The 23409-nt window shown below is 62.6% G+C and carries 1 protein-coding gene (running past one end of the window); it reads right to left on the bottom strand.

Features of this window, described 5'->3' with window-relative positions:
• Nucleotides 1-23409: the 5' portion of a tandem-95 repeat protein gene (locus tag BLU35_RS20025; protein ID WP_176907334.1), read on the bottom strand. 4890 nt of this gene lie to the left of the window's left edge; 23409 of the gene's 28299 nt are visible here — the first part of the coding sequence; the start codon lies at nucleotides 23407-23409; the stop codon falls past the left edge of the window.

Raw genomic sequence — 23409 nt, 5'->3', positions numbered from 1 at the left:
GCTGACCGCCATCAGGTCAGCATCATAGGAGATCCCGGCCGAAAGGGCTGCCGTGTCGGTCGGATCGATGACAAAGGTGTCCTCGAAGGTGACGATCTCGCCGCCGGCGGCGGTGTCGGAGAAGGTGAGAGCCAGCGTCAGCGGAGCGGTGGTGCCCTGTGGCGGAACGCCCGTGAAGGTGAGCGTCTCGGCGTTGAAGACAAGCCAGGACGGTACCGGTGAGCCGTCGGCCATCGCAAGCGACACGGTGGCCGTCTGAGAGACAAGCGGCGAGGTAAGCTCGAAGCTTTCACTCTTTTCTGTACGGTTGGTGACGTCGTTGGTGACGACGCCGAGAACCCACGCGTCCTCGAAGAAGATGACGTCACCGTCCGGCTCGATATCGTTGGCGAAGGCTTCCGCCGCGAGGATCATGACCGGCTGATCCTCGATACCGGAAACCACGTCGTCACGCAGGATCGGTCCGTCATTGTCAGGCACGATCGTGATCGAGACGAACGCCTCGTCGAAACCGCCGCGCCCGTCGGAGACGGTATAGGTGAATCCGGCCCGGCCGTTGTAGTCGGCCCTTGGCGTGAAGACGATCATGCCGTCCGCATTGAACTCCACCTTGCCGTTCAGCGGGAAGCGTTCCAGCGCGGAAATCACCAGAAGGTCACCATTCGGATCACTGTCGTTGGCAAGCAGCGATGCCGGATCGATGATGATCGGCTGGTCCTCGATTGTCGTGAAGCCACTGTCGTTGAGGGCGTTCGGCGGGTCGTTCAGCGGGATGACGTTTATCTCGACGGTGCCCGTCGTGCTTGCACCGTGCTCGTCGGTGATCGTGTAGGTGAAGCTTGCGGCTCCGAGCGCGCTGCCGGTGAAGTCGATCGACACCACGCCGTTTGCATCCGTCACGAGCACCGCCGTGCCGTTAACCACATTGCCGAAGCTGGAAAACGAAATGTCGTCGCCTTCGACGTCGGTGTCGTTGCCGATGAGCGACGAGATGAGGATCGGCGTGTTCTGGCCCTGGCGCACCGTGATGCGGTCCCGGCCGATATCGGGTGCATCGTTGACGCCGACGAAGGTGAGTTCCACCTGCGCTGTCGAGACCTCGCCGTTGCCATCGGTGATCGTGTAGCGGAAGCCGGCAAAGCCGTTGTGGTTGACGGAAGGCGAGAAGACGACGTGGTTGCCCTGTATCTGCGCACTGCCGAACGTCGCATTCTCGAACTGGCTTGGGTAGAGCGGCAGGCCATCGGCGCCCAGCGCCGGACCGAATTCGATGATCGTCAGCGTATCGCCATCGACGTCGATGTCGTTGGCAAGGAGCGCCGAGATCGGAATGTAGAGCGGCGTATCCTCGATGCCGGTAAAGACGCCGTCATTGGCGGCCACCGGCGCATCGTTGACCGGGAGCACGTTGACTTCGGCGCGTGCCGTCGATTCCCGGCCGAACTGGTCGCGAACCGTGTAGTCGAAATAGGCATCGCCCCAGAAGTCCCGGGCGCTGCGGAAGGTCACGCTGCCGTCAGCGTTCAGCGTCGCCGTGCCGTTGACGCTGTTGGAGACGGCAATGATCTGCAGGAACTCGGTTCCTTCGCTCGCATCATTGCGGGTCAGCCGGTCGGCGGCGATGACGAGGTCAGTATCTTCGTCGGCAAAGCGGATGACGTCGTTGACCGCGTTGAAGCGGCCAACGCGCGTCAGCACGTCGATATCGTCGCGGTCCCAGACCGTGCCATCGGCAAAGACGATTTCTTCAAGCCCGGTCTCACGGCCGAGGAAGTGGCCGTTCACGAGCGCGGTATCGATCAACAGCCCATCGTCATGTTCGAGTTCGATGAGCAGGCTGTCACCTTGGCGCACGAGGCTGATGTCGGCGCGCCGGACGGCGGCGTCGAAGATCAGCCGGTCGATATCGGCCGCAAGCCCATTCTCCGCGATCGTGTCGGCGCCGGAATCGTAGCCGAAGAGATACATGTCGGAACCGGCGTTGCCGGCGAGATGGTCGTTGCCGAAGCCGGCTTCGAAGACATCGGCATTGGCCGAGCCGACGAACGTGTCGTTGTAGGCCGAGCCGATGAGCTTTTCGACGCTGGTGAGCGTATCGCCAGCCGCTTCCCCGGCAGTGCCAGTGCCAAGCGCCAGGTTGATGCTGACCGCCACCGTTGCCGAACCGTAGTCGGCCGTGTCGAAGCCTGCGCTGCCATCGATCGCGTCGGCGCCGAGGCCGCCGCGGAAGACGTTGTCGGCCGCATCGCCGATCATCACGTCGTTGTGGTAGCTGCCGACGATCAGTTCGATCGAGGTGAAGACGTCACCCTGCGCATCGCCGCCGCCGGCGGCCGTGTTGGCGAGATTGATCGTCACGCCCTCGCTCGAAAGCAGGTACTCGACGCGGTCGATACCGTCCCCGCCCTCAAGCACGTCCGCACCCCGGCCGCCGACGAGAACGTCGTTGCCGGCGCCACCGATAAGCACGTCGTCACCACGCCCGCCGATGAGCACGTTTGCAGCCGCCTCGCCCTCCAGCCGGTCGTTGAAATCGCTGCCGGTCAGGTTCTCGATGCTTACCAGCGTATCACCGGCCGCATCGCCGCCAAGAGCTGTGCCTGCTATCAGGGAGACCGCAACAGCGGCAAGCGAGGTCGAGTAGTCTGCCGTGTCGGAGCCTTCACCGCCGTTGAGGGTGTCGGCGCCCGCGCCGCCTTCCAACCGGTCGTCGCCGAGCCCGCCCTCGAGCGTATCGGCGCCGCCGCGGCCGCGCAGGATGTCGTTGCCCTCGCCGCCGGAGAGCCTGTTGTCGGCGGCATTGCCGGCAAGCTCGTCGGCAAAACGTGTGCCGTAGAATGCCTCGATGTTGAAGTAGAGGTCGCCCTGGGCATAGCCGCCCTGGCCGATCAGGGCCTGCAGGTCGGTGCGAATGCCGATGTTCGAGGCGCTGAAATCGACGAGGTCATAGCCATCGCCGCCGTCGATACGGTCGGCGCCGTCGCCGGCGATGATGATGTCGTCGCCTTCACGGGCGAAGATGTCGTCGTCGCCACCGAGGTCGTCGATGCGCTCGCCAAGATGCGTTCCGATCAGCAGATCGCGGATGGCCGTGCCGGTAATAGTCCCTGCATGCTGGTCGGTCACGACGCCTGAGACCGTGCCATCGTCCTCGACGCCGTGTTCGTCCGCGATCGTGTATTCGAGCGACGTGGCGCCGGAGAAACCACGGTCATACTCGATGACGACGAACTCGCCATTGTAGATCGACGCCCTGCCGTGCTGCAGCGAGCGGATGCCGACGAAGCGCAGCAGGTCGAAATCACGCGGATCGAGATCCACGTCGCTGTCATTGGCCATCAGGTCCGAAATGCGCAGGACGAGCGGCCGGTCGAGCGAGGTCGAGCCGAAGTCGGCGGCTGCCGTCGGTGCGTCGTTGACCGGAATGATGACGATCCTGACGGTTGCCGTGTCGGTGCCGTCGGCGTCGTCCGTGACGGTATAGGCGAAGCTGCTTTCCTGGGTGCTGTTGAGCGCCGGGGTGAAGAGGATGTCGCCTTCCGGCGTGAACGAAACCGAGCCGTGCATACCGAGACCGCGAGCAATCGAGATGATCCGCAGCGGATCGCGGTCGATATCGGTGTCGTTGGCAAGCAGGGCAGAAATCGGGATGACGGTCGGTACATCCTCGTAGATCGTGATCGTGTCGTTTGCGGCAACCGGCGGTGCATCGCCGACCGGCTCGAAATAGAGGGTGACAGTGCCGTCGTCGACGAGACCGCCTTCGTCCGAGATGACGTAACGGAAGGTCGCTTCGCCCCAGAAGTTCGCGTCCGGCGTGAAGCGGATCGTGCCGTCGCCGAGCAGCTCTGCCGTGCCGTTCTCCGAGTAGCTGATCGTTTCGATCGTCAGGGCAAAGCCGTCGATGTCGCGGTCGTTGGCCAGCAGGTCGGCGATATTGATGATGAGCGGCGTGTCCTCGGTGCCGCGCAGATAAGTGCCGCCTGCGCTCCTGTAGCTGTCGTCCCGGGCTTCGGGCGCATCGTTGACCGGCGCGACGTCGACGTCCACACGAGTTTCGACCTTGCCGCCCTGGCCGTCGTCGACCGTGTAGAAGAAGTGGGCCTGGCCGAAGAAGTTGGCTGCAGGGGTAAACAGCACCGTCTGATTATCGAAGAGCTGGACGCTGCCACCGTAACCGTTGCGTACTGACGCAATGGCCATCAGGTCGCCGTCTCGTTCGATGTCATTGGCAAGAAGCGAGGCGGCGGTCAGAAGCAGCGGCGCATCCTCGTTGGTCGCTATGCTGTCCGGGGCCGGCTCGGGAGCGTTGTTGACCGGCCGGACATTGACGGTGATCGTCGCCGTGTCGGTCGCGCCGGACGCGTCGGAGACCGTGTAGGAGATCGTCGCCTGTCCGAAGAAGAACGGCGCCGGGCGCACGACGATGTAGCCGTCGGCCGTCAGCTCGGCGACCAGATCAGGCGTGCCGGTGACGCTCGTCACCTTGAGCTTGTCACCGTCGATGTCGATGTCGTTGAGAACGAGTGTCTTCGTGTCGATCTCGAACGGGACGTCCTCGTCCGTCGCAAAGCCGCTGTCGTTGCGTGCATCCGGCGCATCGTTCTGTGGCGTGACATTGATGTAGACGACGCCTTCCGCGCGGCCGCCTTCCGGTGTGTTGGCCACATAGCGGAAGGAGGCCAGCCCGTTGAAATTCGCCGTCGGCGTGAAGCTGATCTGGCCGTTGCTCGCAAGGCTCACATGGCCGTTCACGGCATCGAGCACCTGCGCGACGATCATCCGGTCGCCATCGACGTCGTTCGAGAGCAGCCGCTCGGTCGAGATCTGTAGGAAGCCGTCCTCGGCCACCTCGAAGCCATAGTCGTCCTTGGCTTGCGCCAAAGGCGTGACGCGAACGCTGACCGTGGCCGTGGTCAGGCCGTTTCGGCCATCGGATACCGTATAGGTGAACTGCGCCGGGCCGGTGTAGCCGGGGTGCGCCGTCACCACGATGTTGCCCACCGCGTCGATTTCGGCATCGACATTGTCGTCGCCGGTCACCGCAATGACGGAGAGCGTGTCGCCGTCGGCATCGAAATCGTTCAGCAGCAATTCGGCCCTGGACAGAACTAGCGGTGCATTGGTCTTGAACGAGTAGATGCCGTCCTCGACCGCGACCGGCGCCTTGTTTTCCAGAAGATCAAGGATCGTCTGGCGCGTCCAGACGACGCCATTCGAGAAGACGATTTCCTCGATGCCGGACCCATCGGTCGCCAGCATGTCGCGAATGGTGATTGAATCCTTGCCCGTGGCGAAGGTGAGAACGACATCGTCACTCGCCTTGAAAAGACGCGACACCGTGGTTTCCATCGACAGGAGGTCGGCAAGGACGAGGCGGTCGCCGAGGCTGGTTGAGCTGTCTTCGATCGTGTCCTGGCCGTCGCCCTTGGCAAAGCGATAGGTATCGGCGCCCTGATAGCCGATCAGCCAGTCGTTGCCGCCGAGCCCGTTCAGGATGTCGGCGCCGTCAAAGCCGCGGACGGTCTCGCCTTGCTGGGTCGAGGCGAAGCGAAGCGCCGCCGCGCGCATGTCGGCCAGCGTCCATGTGATGCCGTCAGAGAAGGTGATCGTTTCGATGCCGTTGCTACCGCTTGCAAACGTGTCGGCAAGCGTCAGGCGGTCCTGGGCCCCCTTGAAGCGCAGAACGAGATCGAAGCCTTCCGGCGGACTGCGGCGCGCGTAGACGAGATCGGTCGAAGCGATATCGTCGAGCACAAGCCGGTCGCCCACGCTGTTGCTGTCGTCGGCGATGCGATCGTCGCCGTCGCCGGATTTATAGTGGTAGGTATCGCTGCCCGCGCCGCCGATCATAAGGTCGACACCGGCGCCGCCGCGGATCGTATCGGCCGCATCGCTGCCGATGATCTGGTCGTTGCCGCTGGTCTCCGAGCCGAAGACGAGCGAGGCCTTGATCGTGTCGATCGAGATCGTCTCGCCGGTGTCGACGATGACGACGCCCTCGATCCGGTCGGCTGTGCCGTTCATCAGCCCATTGATGACCGTGATGGTTTCACCGGAGGTGCCTAGGCGAATGATGAGGTCCTGGCCGTCGCGACCGCGGCGGGTGAAACTGATCTCGCTTGCCGCGTAGCCCGAGATTTCAAGCCGGTCGACACCGTTGCCGAAGTCGCGGATCGTGTCGGAGCCGTCGCCGCGCGCGAAGCGATAGACGTCGTCTCCATTGCCACCGGACAAGTAGTCGCTGCCGGCAAGGCCGGCCAGTGTATCGGCAGACGACGTCCCCGTGAGGCGGTCGTCATTGGGGGTGGCAACATTGCGGATCGCCAGACCCTCGATCATCGCCTTGGTCCAGACCGTGCCATCGTCAAAGCGCACGGTCTCGATCCCCATCAGCGACGAGGCGAGGAACGAGTTGCGGATGGTGATGCGGCCGGCATCGCCTGTGCCTGCGGCGGATTCCGCAATGAGAAGGTCGAGATCGTCGCCGACCCCGCGCCGTACCTGGATCGAGGCAGGATCGATGCCGACGAGCACAAGAACGTCGCCCGCCTGATTTTCCCCATCGATGATCAGGTCGTAACCGTCACCGCGGCTGTAGGTGTAGGTATCGGCGCCGTAGCCGCCGCTCAGGACGTCGTTGCCACGGCCGCCGGCGAGTTGATCGTCGCCGTAGAACCCGTTGATCGTATCGTTGCCAGCCGTGACGCGACCTGCGAGAATCTTCGCCTTGATGTCGGCGATGGTCCAGACGGTGCCGTCCTCGAAGCGGAACTCCTCGATCTGGTCTTCCGCGCTCTGGTCGAGCGTGTTGACGATCGTCAGTTCGTCGGTGCTGCCGGCAAAACGGATGACGAGCGAATCCGCCGGATAGCGGCTTTCACTGAAGCTCAGGTCCGCCGGCGCATAGCCGCGGATGAAGACGACGTCGGTATCGCCGTTGCCGTTGTCCTCGATGACATCGCGACCATCGCCGCGATTGAAAACATAGGTGTCGGAGCCGTCGCCCCCGTGGAGGTGGTCATCGCCGCGTCCGCCGGTCAGCGTTTCCGACGTGGTAAAGCCCGTCACCACGTCGTCGGCATCGGTCTGCGATTGCTCGATGGCGATGCGCTGGTAGTCGGCCAGAAGCCAGGTCGTTCCATCATCGAACACGATGCTTTCAACGCCGCGCTCGAAGTACGGGTTGAGCGTGTTGACGATGCGGATGACACCGCCGTCGCCTGCGCCTGCCGCACTCTCGGCGATGATCAGGATGGCATCCGAGCCATCGCGCACGAGGCGGACGTCTGCAACAGCGATGCCCTGCAGGCGCAGCTTGTCGGCAGTGCCCCCAAAGGTGGCGTTCTCGTCGATGACGTCGATACCGTCACCGCGCGCATAGATATAGGTGTCGTTACCCTCGCCGCCGGAGATCCGATCGTCGCCCTTGCCACCCGCGAAGATATCGGAGGTGGTGAAGCCGAAGATGTCGTCGTCGCCGGCCGTGGTCTGCGCGGCGATCGCCATTTCCCTCAGTGTGTTCATCGTCCAGGTGGCGCCATCGGCGAACTGGATGGTCTCGATGCCGCGCTCAAAATAGGGATTGAGCGTGTTGGAAAGACGGATACGCCCGCCATCGCCACCGCCTGGCGCTGTTTCGGCAATGAAGAGGACCGCGTCGGCGCCGTCCGAACGGACGGAGACCGCGGAAGCGGTAATGTCGGCGAGGATGAGCTTATCCGCCGTGCCGCCGAAGGTTGTGCCCTCGTCGATTACATCGTTACCATCGCCGCGCCGGTAGGTGTAGGTGTCGTTGCCTTCGCCGCCAACGATGACGTCGTCGCCGCCACCGCCTTCGAAGCTTTCGCTCGCCGTCGAACCGAGGATCGTATCCCCACCTTCGCTCGTCTGGAGATCGATGGCGCGGGCGCGCAGCATATCCGGCGTCCAGATTGTGCCGTCGTCGAAGACGATCGTTTCCACGCCGCGTTCGAAATACGGATCGAGCTGCTGATAGATGCGGATGCGACCGCCGTCACCCGCACCGGCAGCACTTTCTGCGATGATCAAGACCGCGTCCGAGCCATCCTTGCCGACCGTTACCTGGGACGCGAGGATGCCGCGCAGCACGATCGAATCTGCCTTGCCGTCGAAGGTGCCGGTCTCGTTGACGACGTCCGCCCCGTCTCCGCGATTGTAGACGTAGGTGTCGTTTCCGTTACCGCCGATCAGGATGTCGTTGCCAGCGCCGCCGGCAAGCGTGTCGTTGCTCGAGAACCCATAGATGACGTCGTGACCGGCGGTGGCGCGGCTCGACAGCAATGCGGCGCGGATTGCAAGCATGGTCCAGACGGTGCCGTCTGCGAACTCCACCCGTTCGACGCCTGCCTGTCCGCTCTGAACCACGGATTGCAGGAGCCTGATGACGCCGCCGTCACCCGCACCGGGGGTGCTTTCGGCAATAGTCAGGACCGTGGTGTTGCCATCCGCGCGCACGGAGACTGCCGTCGGCAGAACACCTGAAAGCACAAGTCGGTCGGTCGTGCCGCTCGAATTGCTTTCGTCGATGATGTCGCTGCCGTCGCCACGGGTCCAGCGATAGGTGTCGTTGCCGGCTCCGCCGGCAAGCAGATCGACCCCACCATTGCCGGAAAGCGTATCGTCGGCGGAAGACCCGACGATGGAATCGGCATAGGCGGTGCCGTTATAGGCGACAGCGCCAATGATCGATGCCTTGCTGACCGTCGAACCGTCGGCGAAGCGCACGGTTTCCACGCCGCGAGAGGCGAGCGAGGTGTCGAGCAGCGCATCGATGAGGATCGATCCGCCATTGCCGGCGCCGGGTGCTGTTTCCGCAATCCGGATTTCGACGCTGGAGCCCACACGGTGATAGGAAACGAAGGCGGCTGCGATGTCGGCCAGCACCAGCGTGTCGCTGCCGCCGTTGGCGAGCGTGTCGATCACCCGACTGCCGTCGCCGCGCTCGTAGGTGAAGGTCACGTTGCCGTTCGACCCGACGACGTAGTCGACGGCGTCGGTCGGCCCACCCGGGTTGCCCGCTTGCGCCTCGCCCATCAGCGTTTCGATCGATACGGCCTCGCCACCGGCAAAGCGGATCGTGTCGACGCGGGTGTAATCAGCGGCATTCGCATGGAACGCATTTTTCAGCGTCACCGAACCCGCCAGGCGGCCAAGTGCGGCATCTGCCTGCACGGCACCGATCAGATTGTCTCCGTTGCGCATCCAGTGCACGCCACTGCGCCCGATGTCCGCAAAATGCAGCACGTCGCCTGCCGATTCCGGATAGGAGGTCCAGCCGTCCTCGACAATGATGTCATGGCCATTGCCGTTGCGATAGACGTAGGTGTCGGTAAAGGAACCGCTCGCCTGGATATGATCGTTGCCGGCACTGAGTTCGTAGGTGAGGCCGGTTCCGGCATTCACGACGGTATCGTCACCCGAAGTCAGCTGGCCGGCGACATAGGCCCGCGCGATTTCCGTCTGGTCCCAGGCCGTACCGTCGGCAAAGGTGATCGAGTTGATCTCAACGAGGCCATATGAGCGAGAATATCCGTCGAGAATGCGAATGCTGCCGCCATCGCCAGCGCCGGGCGCACTATCGCCGATCTTGACGATCATGTCGTCGGCGTGGCGCAGGATCGAGACCGATCCCGGGTTGATGCCGTCAAACACGACGTTCAGCTCGGAAGAGCCGGTTTCGACGATGTCATGACCGTCGCCACGTGCGTAGACGAACGTATCGACCCCGCTCTTCGTCTTCAGGATGTCATTGCCCTCCCCGAGGTCGAAGGTCTCGTCGAGCACCGTGCCATAAACGGTGTCGTTGCCGGGCGTTTGGGAGCCTGTCCGAAGTTTCTGGGCGAGGTCGGCGGTCTCCCAGACCGCGCCATCATCGAAGAGGACGCGCAAGCCTCTGAATTCGCTGGCGTTGTCAGCTGCGGAGATCAGCGTGATCGTCCCCGCATCCGAACCGTCGGGCGATCTGCCCGCAATCGTCAGCAGGATGTTGCCGTTGGCGATGCTTGCCGAGACCTCCGCTGCGGCGACGTCGTGCAGAACGATCTCACCGGCTACTCCCCCGGTCCAATAGTCCGCGTCCCGATAGGCATCGTGGACTTCGCCACGGGTATAGACGTAGGTGTCATGCCCATAGCCTCCCTCGGCATAGTCGTTGCCAAGGCCGAGCTCGATCACGTCCTCGCCAGAGGTGCCGGTGAAGCGATCGTTGCCGTCCGTCGGCGGGTAGGCATTGGGGATGTCGATGCCATCGGGCTCGTAGGAGACCACGTGCTGGCTGATCGTAGCGGGCGTCCAGATGGTCCCGTCGGCAAACTCGATTTCCTCGATACCGAGACCGCCTGCGGCGAGCGTGTTCATCGCCGCGAATGACGGTACTTCGCCACCACCCTCGGCCGGCGCCATCAACAGGACGATCTTTGCGCGGGCCGAAGCATCGCCGGCGTTCTCGTCGATCGACAGCACGTAGGTCTGACCGCCCGGCGAAGAGACGCGAACGTCCGAAGGCAGGATGTCGCTGAGGACCAGCCGGTCGAATTCGCCCGGATTGTCCGTCATGTCGTGGAAAATGTCGTTGCCGTCGCCGCGGGCATAAACATAGGTGTCGCTGCCACCGCCGACGACTGACATCTCCGGATTGTCGCCGTCGTAGATGTAGCTGCTTACCGCCGAGTTCGTGCGTATGTCGTCACCCGCCGTACCGCCCAGCATTTCCATTGAAGAAACGCTGAGGCCGGAGGCGATATCCATGGTCGACAGAACGGTGCCGTCGTCGAGCACGATTTCGCCGAAGGGGAAATAGGCGACGCCGTCGTTTCCGGCAGCCGAATTGAAATCCGGACGGAAGACAATCCGGTCTTCGCTTGTCGTAAAGGTAAGGGTGATCTCGCCCGGTTCGATCGGATCGACCGAGAAGACCAGCTCGGCGGCGGTGTAGCCGTGCAGGTTGAGAGTATTGACGACTTCGATGCCGGGTGGATCGACGACGAGATCACGGCCATCGCCGCGCGTGAAGTGATAGGAATCGGCGCCCTCACCACCCGCCAGCACGTCGTTGCCGGCACCGCCCGTCAGCGTTTCGTTGTCGTAGGCGCCGAAGAGAACATCGTCGCCGGTCGTGCCGTCGATTACGGCATCGACGATGATCAGGTCGGCGATATCGGCCTGCGTCAGCACCGCCCCGTCGTCAAGGATGATATCACCGAAGCTGAAGCCGGACGTCTCGCCGTTCGACGACGCGAAAACGATGCGATCTTCGCTGCCGACGAAGGTCAGGATCACGACGGAAGGATCGGCCGTATCGCGGGTGAACACGAGATCGGAAGCCACGTAGCCGGAAAGGTGCAGGATGTTGAGGTCCTGCGGTCCTTCCACCGCACCGTCGCCGGACGCGTCGAGGACGATTTCCTTGCCATCGCCCCGAGCGAAACGATAGGCGTCGCTGCCGTCCTCGCCGATCAGGAAGTCGTCACCGAGGCCGCCGGTGAGATCGTCATCGCCGCCGCCGGCGCGAACGATGTCGTTGCCCGCGAGCGCGTCGATAACGTTGTCGAGTGCGCCATGGGCGAGCACGTCATCGCCGGTCGTGACGGGCAGCGTCGGCATCGCCATGGTGGCGATCGTCGCGCGATCCAGCGTGACGCCGTCCGCAAAGGCGATCGTGTCGACCCCGTTGCGGTAATCGGCCCCGACATCGAAGAAATCGCGGATGCGCAGCGAGCCACCGCCATTGACATGGATGATCAGGTCGTCGGCATCGTCAAAGCCCGGTCCAAAAGAGACGGCCGTGGAAGCGATGCCACTCATGGTCAGCGTGTTGACGTCGGCCAGATCATAGGCGTAGTCGCTGATCGTGTCGTGTCCGCCGCCGGCGGCATAGGTGTAGCTGTCGGACCCTCTCCAACCGTCGAGGAACTCGTTCAGAGCGGTGCCGACGAACGTTCCGTCGCCGCTGAGGTAAACGGTCTCCGTCGGATCAACAGGGTGTTCGACGATGGTGGCCTGGATCTCTGAAGCGTTCCATACGGTGCCATTGGCGAAGATGATCTGCGACAGGAGCGACAGCCCGTTGCTGAACCGGATCGAATTCTTGCCATCAAGAGTTTCGACCGTGAGGCTTCCGTCGCCGAAAGTTCCGCCGCGGATGACGATATCGGAGGCATTGAGGTCGGTGAGCTTCAGCGTGTCGGCGCCGCCATAAAGAATGTTGCGCGACACCGTGTCGTGCCCGTCGCCGCGCGCAAAGACGATCGTATCCGTGCCGTAGCCGGTCTCGATATTGTCATCGCCCTTCCCACCGGCAACCGTCTCGTTGTTGTCCCAGGTAACGATGAGGTCGTTGCCATCCGTCGTCATGGACGCGAGCAGGCGCGAGCGAACATCGGCCATCGACCAGACCGTGCCATCGTCGAAACGGATCTGCTCTATCGTATCGGCATAGTCGCCGTTGAGCGTGTTTTCGACGGTCAGTTCGTCGTTAGAGCCGGCAAAACGGATGACGAGCGTGTTGGCCGAACCACTCCCCTGCGAGAGGCGCACGTCGGATGGCGCATAGCCGGTGATGCGAACGACATCGGTATCGCCGCCGCCTGCCTCCTTGATGCGGTCGGCGCCATCACCCCGTGCAAAAATATAGGTGTCGCTGGCATCCTTGCCCGACAGCCAGTCGCTGCCGCCGGCGCCAGACAGGGTATTGACGGCGTTGTCGCCATCGACGACCTGATCGGAATCAGGGTCGACCGCACTGCCGACACGGTCGACGATATCGGCCACGGACCACACCGTGCCATCGTCGAACACGATCTGCTCGATCTGGCCGGCAATGTCACCATTAAGAGCATTGATGACGCTCAGGCGGTCGCTCGTGCCGGCGAAGCTGATCTCCAGCGTCGCCTGGTTGAAACGCGACGCCGTCAACGTCAGCTCGGCCGGCGTATAGCCGCTGATGCGCAGGACATCTGTACCGCCGTCGCCGGCGTCGAAGACTACGTCATGGCCGCCGCCGCGGGCGAATTGATAGGTGTCGCTGCCGGCCCCGCCGGAAAGCCGGTCGTTGCCGAGCCCGCCGCCAAGTGTCTGGCTGCCGCTGCCCGTAGAGATGGCGTCGTTGCCGTTGGTGCTCCAGCCATTTGCCAGGCGCGCCTTGATGCTGGCGATCGTCCAGACCGTGCCGTCGGCAAAGCGTATTTCCTCGATCTGGTCCTCGCTACTGCCGGAAAGCGTGTTGACGATCATCAGTTCGTCGTTGCTGCCGGCAAAGCGCAGGACGAGCGAGGACGGAGAGAGACTGTCGGCGGAGATGGAGACGTCGGCCGGAACATAGCCGTTGATGACGACGACGTCGGTGTCACCATTGCCGTTGTCTTCGATCCGGTCGATTCCGTCGCCGCGATTGAACGTGTAGGTGTCGCTGCCATCGCCGCCGATCAGGCGGTCGTTGCCGGTGCCGCCGGGCAGGCTTTCGTTGGCGCTTGTCAGCGAAATCCAGTTGTCGCCGCTGAGATCCGTTCCGGTCGGCAGGCGGGCGATGACATCAGCGATCGTCCAGACGGTGCCGTCGTCGAAACGGATCTGCTCGATCTGGTCCTCGGCGCTGGCGGAGAGCGTGTTGACAATCGTCAGCACGTCGCTGGTGCCGGCAAAACGAATGATCAGCGTGTCGGCCGCATCCACCGAGCGGCTGACCGAGACATCCGCAGGCACATAGCCCGATATCCTGACGACATCGGTGTCATGCCAGCCGTTGTCCTCGATCGTGTCCTGGCCATCGCCACGGTTGAACGTGTAGGTATCGTTGCCGTCGCCGCCGACAAGCCGGTCGATGCCAAGGCCGCCTGCGACCGCGTCATCGCTGTTGAAGGCGGAGATGGCATCGTTGCCGTTGGTCTTCCAGCCGGCAAGCAACCGCGCCTTGACGTCAGCGATCGTCCAGATGGTGCCGTCATCGAAGCGGATCTGCTCGACCTGATCGTCGGTGCTCTGCTCCAGCGTATGCAGGATCGTCAACTGATCCTGCGTGCCTGCAAAACGCACGATGAGGCTGTCAGAAGAAACGGGCGAGCGCTCGAGGATGACCTCGGAGGGCAGGTAGCCGGAAATGCGCACGATATCGGTATCGTGCCAGCCATTCTCCTCGATCGTATCCTGCCCGTCTCCACGAGCAAAGACATAGGTATCACTGCCATCGCCGCCGTTCAGCGTGTCGTTGCCGAGCCCCCCGCCGAGCGTGTCGTCGGCGTTGAAGCCGACGATGCGGTCACTTGCCGCCGTCTTCCAGCTGGCCAGCAGACGGGCCTTGACGTCGGCGATAGTCCAGACGGTGCCGTCGTCGAAGCGGATCTGTTCGATCTGGTCCTCGGTGCTCTGCTCCAGCGTCTGGCGGATCGTCAGACGGTCATTGCTGCCGACGAAACGGATGACCAGACTGTCGGACGAGACCGCCGACCGTTCGAGGACGACCTCGGACGGAAGGTAGCCGGATATCCTGATGACATCGGTGTCGTGCCAGCCATTGTCGTCGATCGTGTCTTCGCCGTCGCCGCGGGCAAAGAGATAGGTATCGCTGCCGTCGCCGCCGATGAGGAGATCCTGGCCGCCGCCGCCGGCTACAATGTTATCCGAATTGAAGCCGACGATGCGTTCGCTTCGGTCCGTCTTCCAGCCGGCAAGCAGTCGTGCCTTGAGGTCCGCGATGGTCCAGACGGTGCCATCGTCGAAGCGGATCTGCTCGATCTGGTCCTCGTCGCTCGCTTCGAGTGTGCGCAGAACCGTCAGCTGGTCGTTGGTGCCGGCGAAGCGGATAATCAGGCTGTCGGCCGAAGACACCGCGCGATCGAGAATGACATCGCTCGGAAGGTAGCCGGAAATGCGGATGACGTCCGTGTCGCGATTGCCGTTGTCCTCGATTGTGTCCTGCCCGTCGCCGCGGGCAAACAGGTAGGTATCGCTGCCATCGCCGCCGGAGATGCGATCGTTGCCCTTGCCACCGGCAAGCTGCTCGTCGCCGGTATAGCCGGTGATAATGTCGTCGCTGTCGGTGCCGGCATCCGCGACGCTCAGCGCAAGGATCTGGGCATGGGTGATCGTCGAGCCATCCTCAAAGCGGATGGTTTCGATGATGTCGTCCGCCGACCCGATGCCTCCGACGACATAGATCCGGTCATTCGTGCCGGCAAAGGTGATCGTATAGTCGTTGGGCGCTGCCACTGACCGCTTGATGGTCACGTCGGATGCCGTGTAGCCGCGGATCTCGATGACATCGGCCGGCGTGGAGGAGGTGGAGCCGTTGTCCTCGATGACATCTTCTCCGTCGCCACGGCGGAAGACATAGGTGTCGCCGCCGTTGCCGCCGGAGAGGTAGTCGTTACCGCCCTCGCCGAACATCGTGTCGGCGCCGCTCGTGCCGGTGAGCGTCTCGGCCTGTCCCGCCTGCCTGGACTGAGCGAGCCTGAACAGCACCTCCGTCATCGTCCAGATGGTGCCGTCCTGGAAGGTAAACTTGGAGATGTGACGGCCGTTCTGATTGAAGCCGCCGATCACGATTATCTCGTCACCGCCGGCAAAGCGCAGGATGAGATCGTTGGCGCGGTCCGGATGCCGGATCACGGTCACGTCGGCCGGACCATAGTCCGCAATCACCAGTTGGTTGATGTCGCCTGGCGCACCCTGGTCGTTGATGATGTCGCGACCATCGCCGCGCTGATAACGATAGGTGTCGCTGCCGCCCATGCCGGCCAGAAAGTCGTTGCCGGTGCTGCCGGTCAGGACATCCGCTTCGCCGGTGGCAATGATCTCGTCGTCAAACGCGGTGCCGCGGTTGACCACGGTCTGGAAGAGGAAGGCGCGCGACCAGGTCGTGCCATCGCCGAACTTGATGCTGTCGATGCCGCTGCCGCTTCCCATGCGCAACAGGACCTCGTCGTCGGTGCCGGCGAAGGTCAAAAGCAGGTCATCGCGATCCGAAACTGGCTTGCTGACGATGACGTCCGCCGGCCGGTAACCGGTGATTTCAAGAACATCCGTGCCGGCCGTGTCGGCAATCACGTCGCGGCCGTCGCCGCGCGTGAAGACATAGGTGTCGTTGCCGCCAGCACCCTGAATGTCGTCGTCGCCACCCTTGCCTTCGATCCGATCTGCGAGCGAGGAGCCGGTGATCACGTTGTCGTGCGCATTGGCCTGCGAGAGCATCGCCGCCGCGATGACGGTCGCGCGATCCCAGACGACGCCGTCTGCAAACTGGATGACCGGAATGTTCGCGCTGTTGAGCGCGCCGCGAATGCGCACGATATCTCCGGAGGCCGGGAAGGTGATTGCCAGGTCCTGACCCGTCAAGTCAAGGTGACGCACCACTGCGTCCTTGGAATCGAGATCCTCGAAGATCAGACGGCTGCCGGCCGCCTGCTGGCTGGTGTCGATAATGTCGGTGCCGTCGCCGGCCGCAAAACGCAGGATCGTCTGGTTGCCGGCATAGATGAGATCATCGCCGCCTTGACCACCGGCGTCGATCTGACCGCCCGTACGGGTATCGATGATGTCGGCGCCGCCGGTTTGCTGTGCTGCGACCAGAAGCCCCCAGACCTCATCCATGGTGATGCCGGAACCGTCGGCAAAGACGAAGCTTTCGATCCGCCCGGCATTGACGTTGCGCAGCGCGCCACCGTGGATGATCAGCGTGTCGTTCATACCCTCGAGCCGGATCAGCAGATCGCCGTCCTCGTCGGAGAAACGAACCATGCTGGAGTTGACGGTGGCGCCGAAGAGAATCCGGTCGATGCCGGCGGTGTCACGAACGGAATCGTTGCCCGAATCGAGGCCGAAGCGGTAGTCGTCGTTGCCGCTGCCGCCTTCCAATTCATCCGAGCCGGCCCCGCCGTCGAGCACGTCGTTGCGGCCGTCGAAGCCGACCAGCACATCGTCGCCGGCCGTGCCGACGAGCATGCGCGTGCGGATTTCGTCGAGGCTGAGCGAGGTGCCGTCGGCAAAAATGAACTGCTCCACCGGCCGCGTCGACAGGCCGTCTACGATGGTCAGCCGATCCTCGCCGTTCCCGAGGTCGAAGATGAGATCGAAACCATCGCGCAGGATCCGGAGCGACGCGAGGTCGACCGTCGAGCCGAAGACAATGCGGTCAACCGTTCCCGTCACGCCATCGGTGCGCTCCTGAATGGTGTCGAGGTCGTAGGCACCGCCGAAGGCGTAGGTGTCGCCCTCGCGCCCGCCGATCAGCGTGTCGTCACCTTCGCGTCCGTCAAGTACGTTCTGGCTGTTGAGCGCGCCTTCGATCCGGTCGTCGCCGCGCGATCCGCCGACGATCGCCAGCCGCTCCTCGATGTCGGAGACGTGCCAGCGCGTACCGTCCTTGAATTCGAACCATTCGATCTGGTCTTCAATGGCACGGAACTGGTTGCGTACACGCAGCGTATCGGTTCGCTGGTCGATCGAAATCAGCAGATCGTCGCCGTCCTTGGTGAAGACGGCGTTGTGAATGGTGACGTCGTCGCCGAAGCGGATTGTATCGTCTTTCTCCTTGCCGTAGCTGTCCGCCCAGCGCACGGCACGCTGCCGGTCGACGATCACGTCGTTGCCGTAGCCGACGTCGAAGAGATAGCTGTCTCCGTCGCTGCCGCCGACAAGCGTGTCGTCGCCGCCCCGCCCGTCGATCGTTTCGGCGAAGTCGGTGCCGGTCAGCGTCTCGCCCGCGACGGTCCCGACGAGGTCGATATCCTCCGGATTGAGATCCTTGTGGCTGACGATGCGGTCGGCAAAGACGAAGGTCTCGATCGCATTCCCTTGACCGCCAGCGCGATTGTACTGCTGCTCCAGGATGATCTGGTCGGCCGAGCCGCGCAATCTCAGGATGAGCGTCGTGCCGGCGCGGGCAAATTCGACATCGTCGAGGTCTATGCCTTCGAGGATCAGGCGGTCCCGTTCACCTCCGCTGTCGAAGACGGTGTCGGTTCCGTAGCCGCGCGAGAAGATGTAGGTGTCCGAGCCGCCCATCCCCTCGAGGCGGTCGTTGCCGGTGCCGCCGTCATGCGTGTTGGCGATGTCGAAGCCGTAGATGACGTCGTCACCCGGGGTGCTCGAAAGATCGATGAAATGCTGGGCGAGCTTGACGTAATCCCAGACGGTTCCGTCGGCAAATTCCAGCCGCTCCACCATGTCGCGGAAGCCGAACAGCAACTCGGAGAGATACTGATCCTTCAGGATCACCGCGTCGTTCGTTCCCTTGACGCGCATCGTGACCGTGGCCGAGGCGCCGTCGCGCTCGTACTCGAAATCGGTCCAGCGCAGGCCATTGGTGAATTTCAGGGTGTCATAGCTGGTGCCGAAGAAATCGTCAGCGCCGTCTTCCACCACGTCACGGCCGTAGTTGCGGCCGTAAGTGTAAGTGTCGTCCTGCGCGCGACCGACGAGCACGTCGTCACCCTTGCCGCCGTCGAGCCTATCGTCGTTGTTGAAGCCGTAGATGATATCGGCGCCGTCCGTCTTCAGGTCGATCAGCACCCGCGCCATCAGGTCCGTATGGCTGAGGAACGAGCCGTCGGCGAAGCCGACATTCTCGATACGGTGCGGGAAGAGCAGACCGAGCAGGAGGACGTTGGCCCAGTAGAACTGGTCCTCAATCGTGACCTGGTCGCCGGTCGGGTTGCCGTTTGCATCGATGATGTTGATGACGAGGTCGTTGCTCTCGCCGGCACGGTAGAGCTTCAGATTGTCAGGCGTGATCGCGCCGCCGAACTGCAGGAAGTCGTATTTCCCTTGTTCGGTGTCGCTCCACCAGTCGTTGCTTTCGACGATGCGGTCCTTGCCGTCGCCCGCCAGGAAGACATAGATGTCGCCGTCACGGCCGCCGCGCAAGACATCGTTGCCCTTGCCGCCCTGGATATAATCCTTCGATTCCGTGCCGAGCACCAGATCGTCGGTGGCAAGCGGATGGCTCACGGCCTTGGCGATTTCCAGACGATCCCAGATTACGCCATCGGCAAACACGATCGAAGCGATCTGGGTCGCCGGCGCGAAATTGTACTTCTTGAAGAGCGGATCGATCTTGTCGCCGAGGAACTGGTTCTTGATCCTGAGCACATCGTCGGTGCCGATCACCTGGATGACGAGGTCCTGGCCGTCGCGCGTCGCATAGACGTCCGTCGACCGGGCATGGGCGAAGCGCACCTGATCGGGCTGCTCTCCGCGCATGATGTTGTCGACATCGGCGATCGTATCCTGGCCGAAGTTCTTGCCGACAAAATAGACGTCGGCATCGCGACCGCCATTGTATTCCTGGGTCGTCTCTGAGGTGACGTAAATGTAGTCGACGCCGGCCGTGCCGTTGACCGTTGCCGCATCGGCCGCATTGCCTACGAGGCGCGTTTCGTCGACGCCGAAGGCGTCGAGCACGGCTGCAAGGTCGATATCGATGCCGACGTTCTCGAAGGCCGGCAGCAGCATCTGGAAAATGAACGCCTTGTCGAGCTTCATCGTGCCGGTGACGAAGTTGCCGGTGTTATCAAGCTTGTAGTCCGGATAGACGATCTCGAGGATTTCCTTCCAGGCGACGAGATAGTCGTAGGCCGGCGTCGCGCCATCGGGCGCGCGCTCGAAGATCGCCTCGAACACCGGCGCAAGCTCGCGGTCTGTCGTCGCGTAGAACTTGTCGGTCTGAACGTCATAGGCCAACCCGCGGGCATAGTCCGCAAGGCCCCCCTGCAGCGCCACGCGCACCGAGAAGGCGCGGCTGACGGTAATATAGTTGTCGACGACGACGCCCATCAGATCGATGGCGACGTCGATCGACGAACGGTAGGAGCCATCCGGATTGCTGTTGGAGAGAGCGGATCCGTCGTAGGTGCCGACGGAATAGGTGATACGATGCGTCACCGGGTCGATGGCCGCGACCATCATTTCCGGCTGGAAATCGATGCCATAGGCGGAGGTCGCGAAATGGAACTGACCGGCTGTGAGGATCTCGACGCGGTAAGCGCTGTCCTCGGTGGAGTTCACTTCGTCCAGTTTGTCGAAGTCGATCGCGTAGGATCGCAGGTTGAATTCGCCCGGCTGGCCAAGTTTGTGCTGCAGCTCCAGGGCGCGATCGAGATTGCGAGCCCAGACGTCAAAGGACCCATCCTCGTCGGTGACGCGCACCGAATAGTCGACGACCTTGCCGTCGATCATGTAGACGCCCATGCGGTCGACCGTCAGCGCCTCATAGGGATTGTGGCCAAGCGCCTCGACGCGCCATTCGAGGCCTGCGGGTGCTGCCTGCGCGCGGATATCCGCGATTGTCGGTGTGGCGATGATGTTGCCGGACGTATCGCGAACGGGATTGCCACTCGCCAGACGCCATGAGCCGTCGGCATTCTGAATGCCGTAGTCGCGTACCACCACGCGCCCGTCGACGATTTCGGCAAGATAGGGTGCGGCCTCGCGCTCCTCGAGCGCTTCGCCGCGCGAGGATGGCGAGAACATCTGTTCAAGCCGCCAGGTGCCGCCAGTTGACGGTTGCGTCAGGAACTGTTCAAGCGTTGCCCGGGCGATGATGTTGCCCTGAGCGTCGGTGACGGGCGTGCCGCTCGCCCGTTCCCACCAACCGCCCGTGGCGTCCTCACGCCACACGCCACGGTCGACCAGGGTCGTGCTGTCGGCGGCGGTTTCGACGAGCACCGGCGTCAGTTCGCGCGTCAGTTCCAGCGATTGTGCCCACTTGCCGAAGACCGGCGTGATAGCCTCGCGGATCGCCTTGAGCGTCGGCGTCGTCGCTGCGGCGGCAGCCGCGCGCACCACTTCTGCCAGTTCGAAATCGTTGGACGCGCCGACGCCGAGCGTCGTCATCGAGCCGAAACCCTTGGCATCCGGCTGGCCGGTGCCCTTCAGCCAGGCGGCAACGCCGCGCTCGCCGCGGAAGATCGTGTCCGTCGGATTGGTGTCGAAGCCGACGTCGTAAAGCTTGCCGGTCGAACCGTCGACGCGGGTGAACTCGCCCCGGCCAAAGAGCGTATTGCCCTGCGGCGTCTGGCTGCCGAGATCAGTGCGGCCGGTTCCCAGCGAAGCGATGCCGAGTGCTGAGAGTGTCGAAAGCTCACCCTGGTCCGTCACCCCGTCCTGGTCGAGGTCGCGCCAGATGCGCAATTGCGCAAAGCCGGCATCGTTGATGTTGATGACACCGTCACCGTTGTCGTCGAGTTCGGCAAGATGCGCAAAACCCGACCGGTCCGGCCCGCCGAACATTTCGGAGATATCGTCGACCCGGCCATTGCCGTCGCGATCGATGACGACGAAACCGTCGTCCGGCCCGACCCAACCGGTCTTTTCCGCAAAAAAATCGCCATCGAGGTCGAAGTAGACGCCCGACTGGCTTTCCGCAACGGTTTCGATGCCGTCGCCGTCGAGATCGATAACGAGTGGATCATCAACAGGTTGCCAGCGGATCGCCTTGGTCAGGTTCCAGAGCACGTCGATATAGGTCATCAAATGACCCCAGACGAAGTTCCAGCGCGAGATTTCTGTGGCGCCTGGACCATTCGCGATGCGGAAGGTCATGCCGAGATCGCCTGCGTCTGGACGCCCCCATGCCTCTTCCTTCCAGCCGCCGAAGGTGTAGTTCTGAACCACCATGACGCGGTCGACCACGCCATTGTCACCGTGGGTCGGATCTACCGCTTCGAGCACCGAGTCGATCAGTGCGTTGTAGACGAGGAGCTGGCCGCTTTCGGTGTAGCCGTAGAAGACGAACCAGAACAACCAGTCGATTGCGAGAGACCCGTCGCCGGCATAGACCCCTGCCACCGAATTGGAGCCGCCGAGGAGCGGGAAGGCGAACATCTGCAACAGGTCGTTCGGCTGCGCGTCCATAATGAACGTGCCCGGCCAGAACCAGAACACGTCAGAATCCGTCGTGCCTGCGCCGGAGACCCCATCGCCATCGATCGTGTCGCCATACAGCTGGCCCATGGTCGACGTGTTGAAGATGAAGTCTCGCCCCTTGCCGCCGACGGCAATGGCGCCGATGCCGCCGATGGCGATGACATAATCGTCGCCGTCGCCGCCATGGAGCGTCAGCCTCAGGTCCGTTGCGGCAATGGGACGCGTATCCTCAGCGCCGTTCGCGGGCGCCTGTCCGATCTTCTCGCCGGCGGGAATGTAGTCCGCCCCCCAACCGATCAGCAAATCGTTGCCGTCGAGGCCGAAGACATTTCCTGCCCCGGTGTGAATCAAGGTATCGTTGTCGGCGCTACCGATCACCGTCGCAGCGTCGCTGCCGATGATCCATTCGCCCTTTGTCGTGATAAACTCGACGGCCTCGCCGCTAACGAACTTGATGTCCGGCAAGGCGAGATCGGCAAGCGCCGTGACCGCAATTTGGAATCCGTCGGCCAAGGCCTCAATGACGTTGGCGCCCATTTCGATTATGGGAGCGAAGACTTTTTCGATACCGTCCATGACGGCAAGGCTGCCTTGGGCGAAGGAGACAAGGATCGACCCTTCCGGATACTTTTCGGCGTTGTCGACAATGTCATTGAAAATGCTCTTGAGTTCGATGTAGCCAAGTACCGCGCCGCCACCGATCAGGACCGCCATTCCAAGCGGACTGCCTGCCGCCAGATACATGAGGCCGGCACCGATCGGCAAAGCGATGGCAGCGCCAACCGCCTCGCTCTTCAGCCAGTCCTGAAACTCCGGTGTGTTTCCACCGTACTTCACCCAGGCAGTATGGAATTTCAAGATGCCGAAACCAGCGGCCGCGGTGACGCCCAGTGCCTTGGTTGCGATTTCAGGTGTGATTTCCCGGAACCGCGAAAGTTCCGGGATCGAGACCTGCCCATTCTCATCGATACTGAATTTCCTCAACGTATCCAGGATATTGCTGGATACGCGTTTTATTTCGTCTGTTCCGTTGTTGAAGACATCGATCGATGTATCTTTGATTTTCTGATAGATCTTCGCAGCCCAAGAGCCGAAGAACTCCATATCGACGGCCTTGAGCTTTTCGGAGAGTTCATCGAAGCTTCTGACGGACGATCGGGCCGCCGCGTCGAGCTTGTTGAAACCTCTTTCGACATCGGCCAAGATTGCAGCATAGTCTGCCGAGTTGAGCTTGTCCGAGAACTCGCTCCACTTTAGTGCTTTCTTCGGATCCGAAGCCTTATCGTCCACGAAACCCGAGTAGATCGAGTCACGCGCCAGCATGTCGATCTTGATATGGTCAGGTCGCAGATCTTCGCCGTCGGGAAAATAGATGCGCGACGTTTCATCATAGCGGCTGATAAGGGTGCGCTCGATCTCCGCGTTTGAAAGGTCCTGCTCATAAAGGTGGACAAGGTCCTTGAAGATCTTGGTGTTGACGATCTTGTCGTATTCGTAGTCGCCCTTGATCGAATTGATGTAGGCCGTCAC

The organism is Sinorhizobium sp. NFACC03 (assembly GCF_900103435.1).
In the GTDB taxonomy this organism is placed as follows: Bacteria; Pseudomonadota; Alphaproteobacteria; order Rhizobiales; family Rhizobiaceae; genus Ensifer.
The sequence above is the reverse complement of the archived record's forward strand: the minus strand, read 5'-3'. Positions and strand labels throughout refer to the sequence as shown.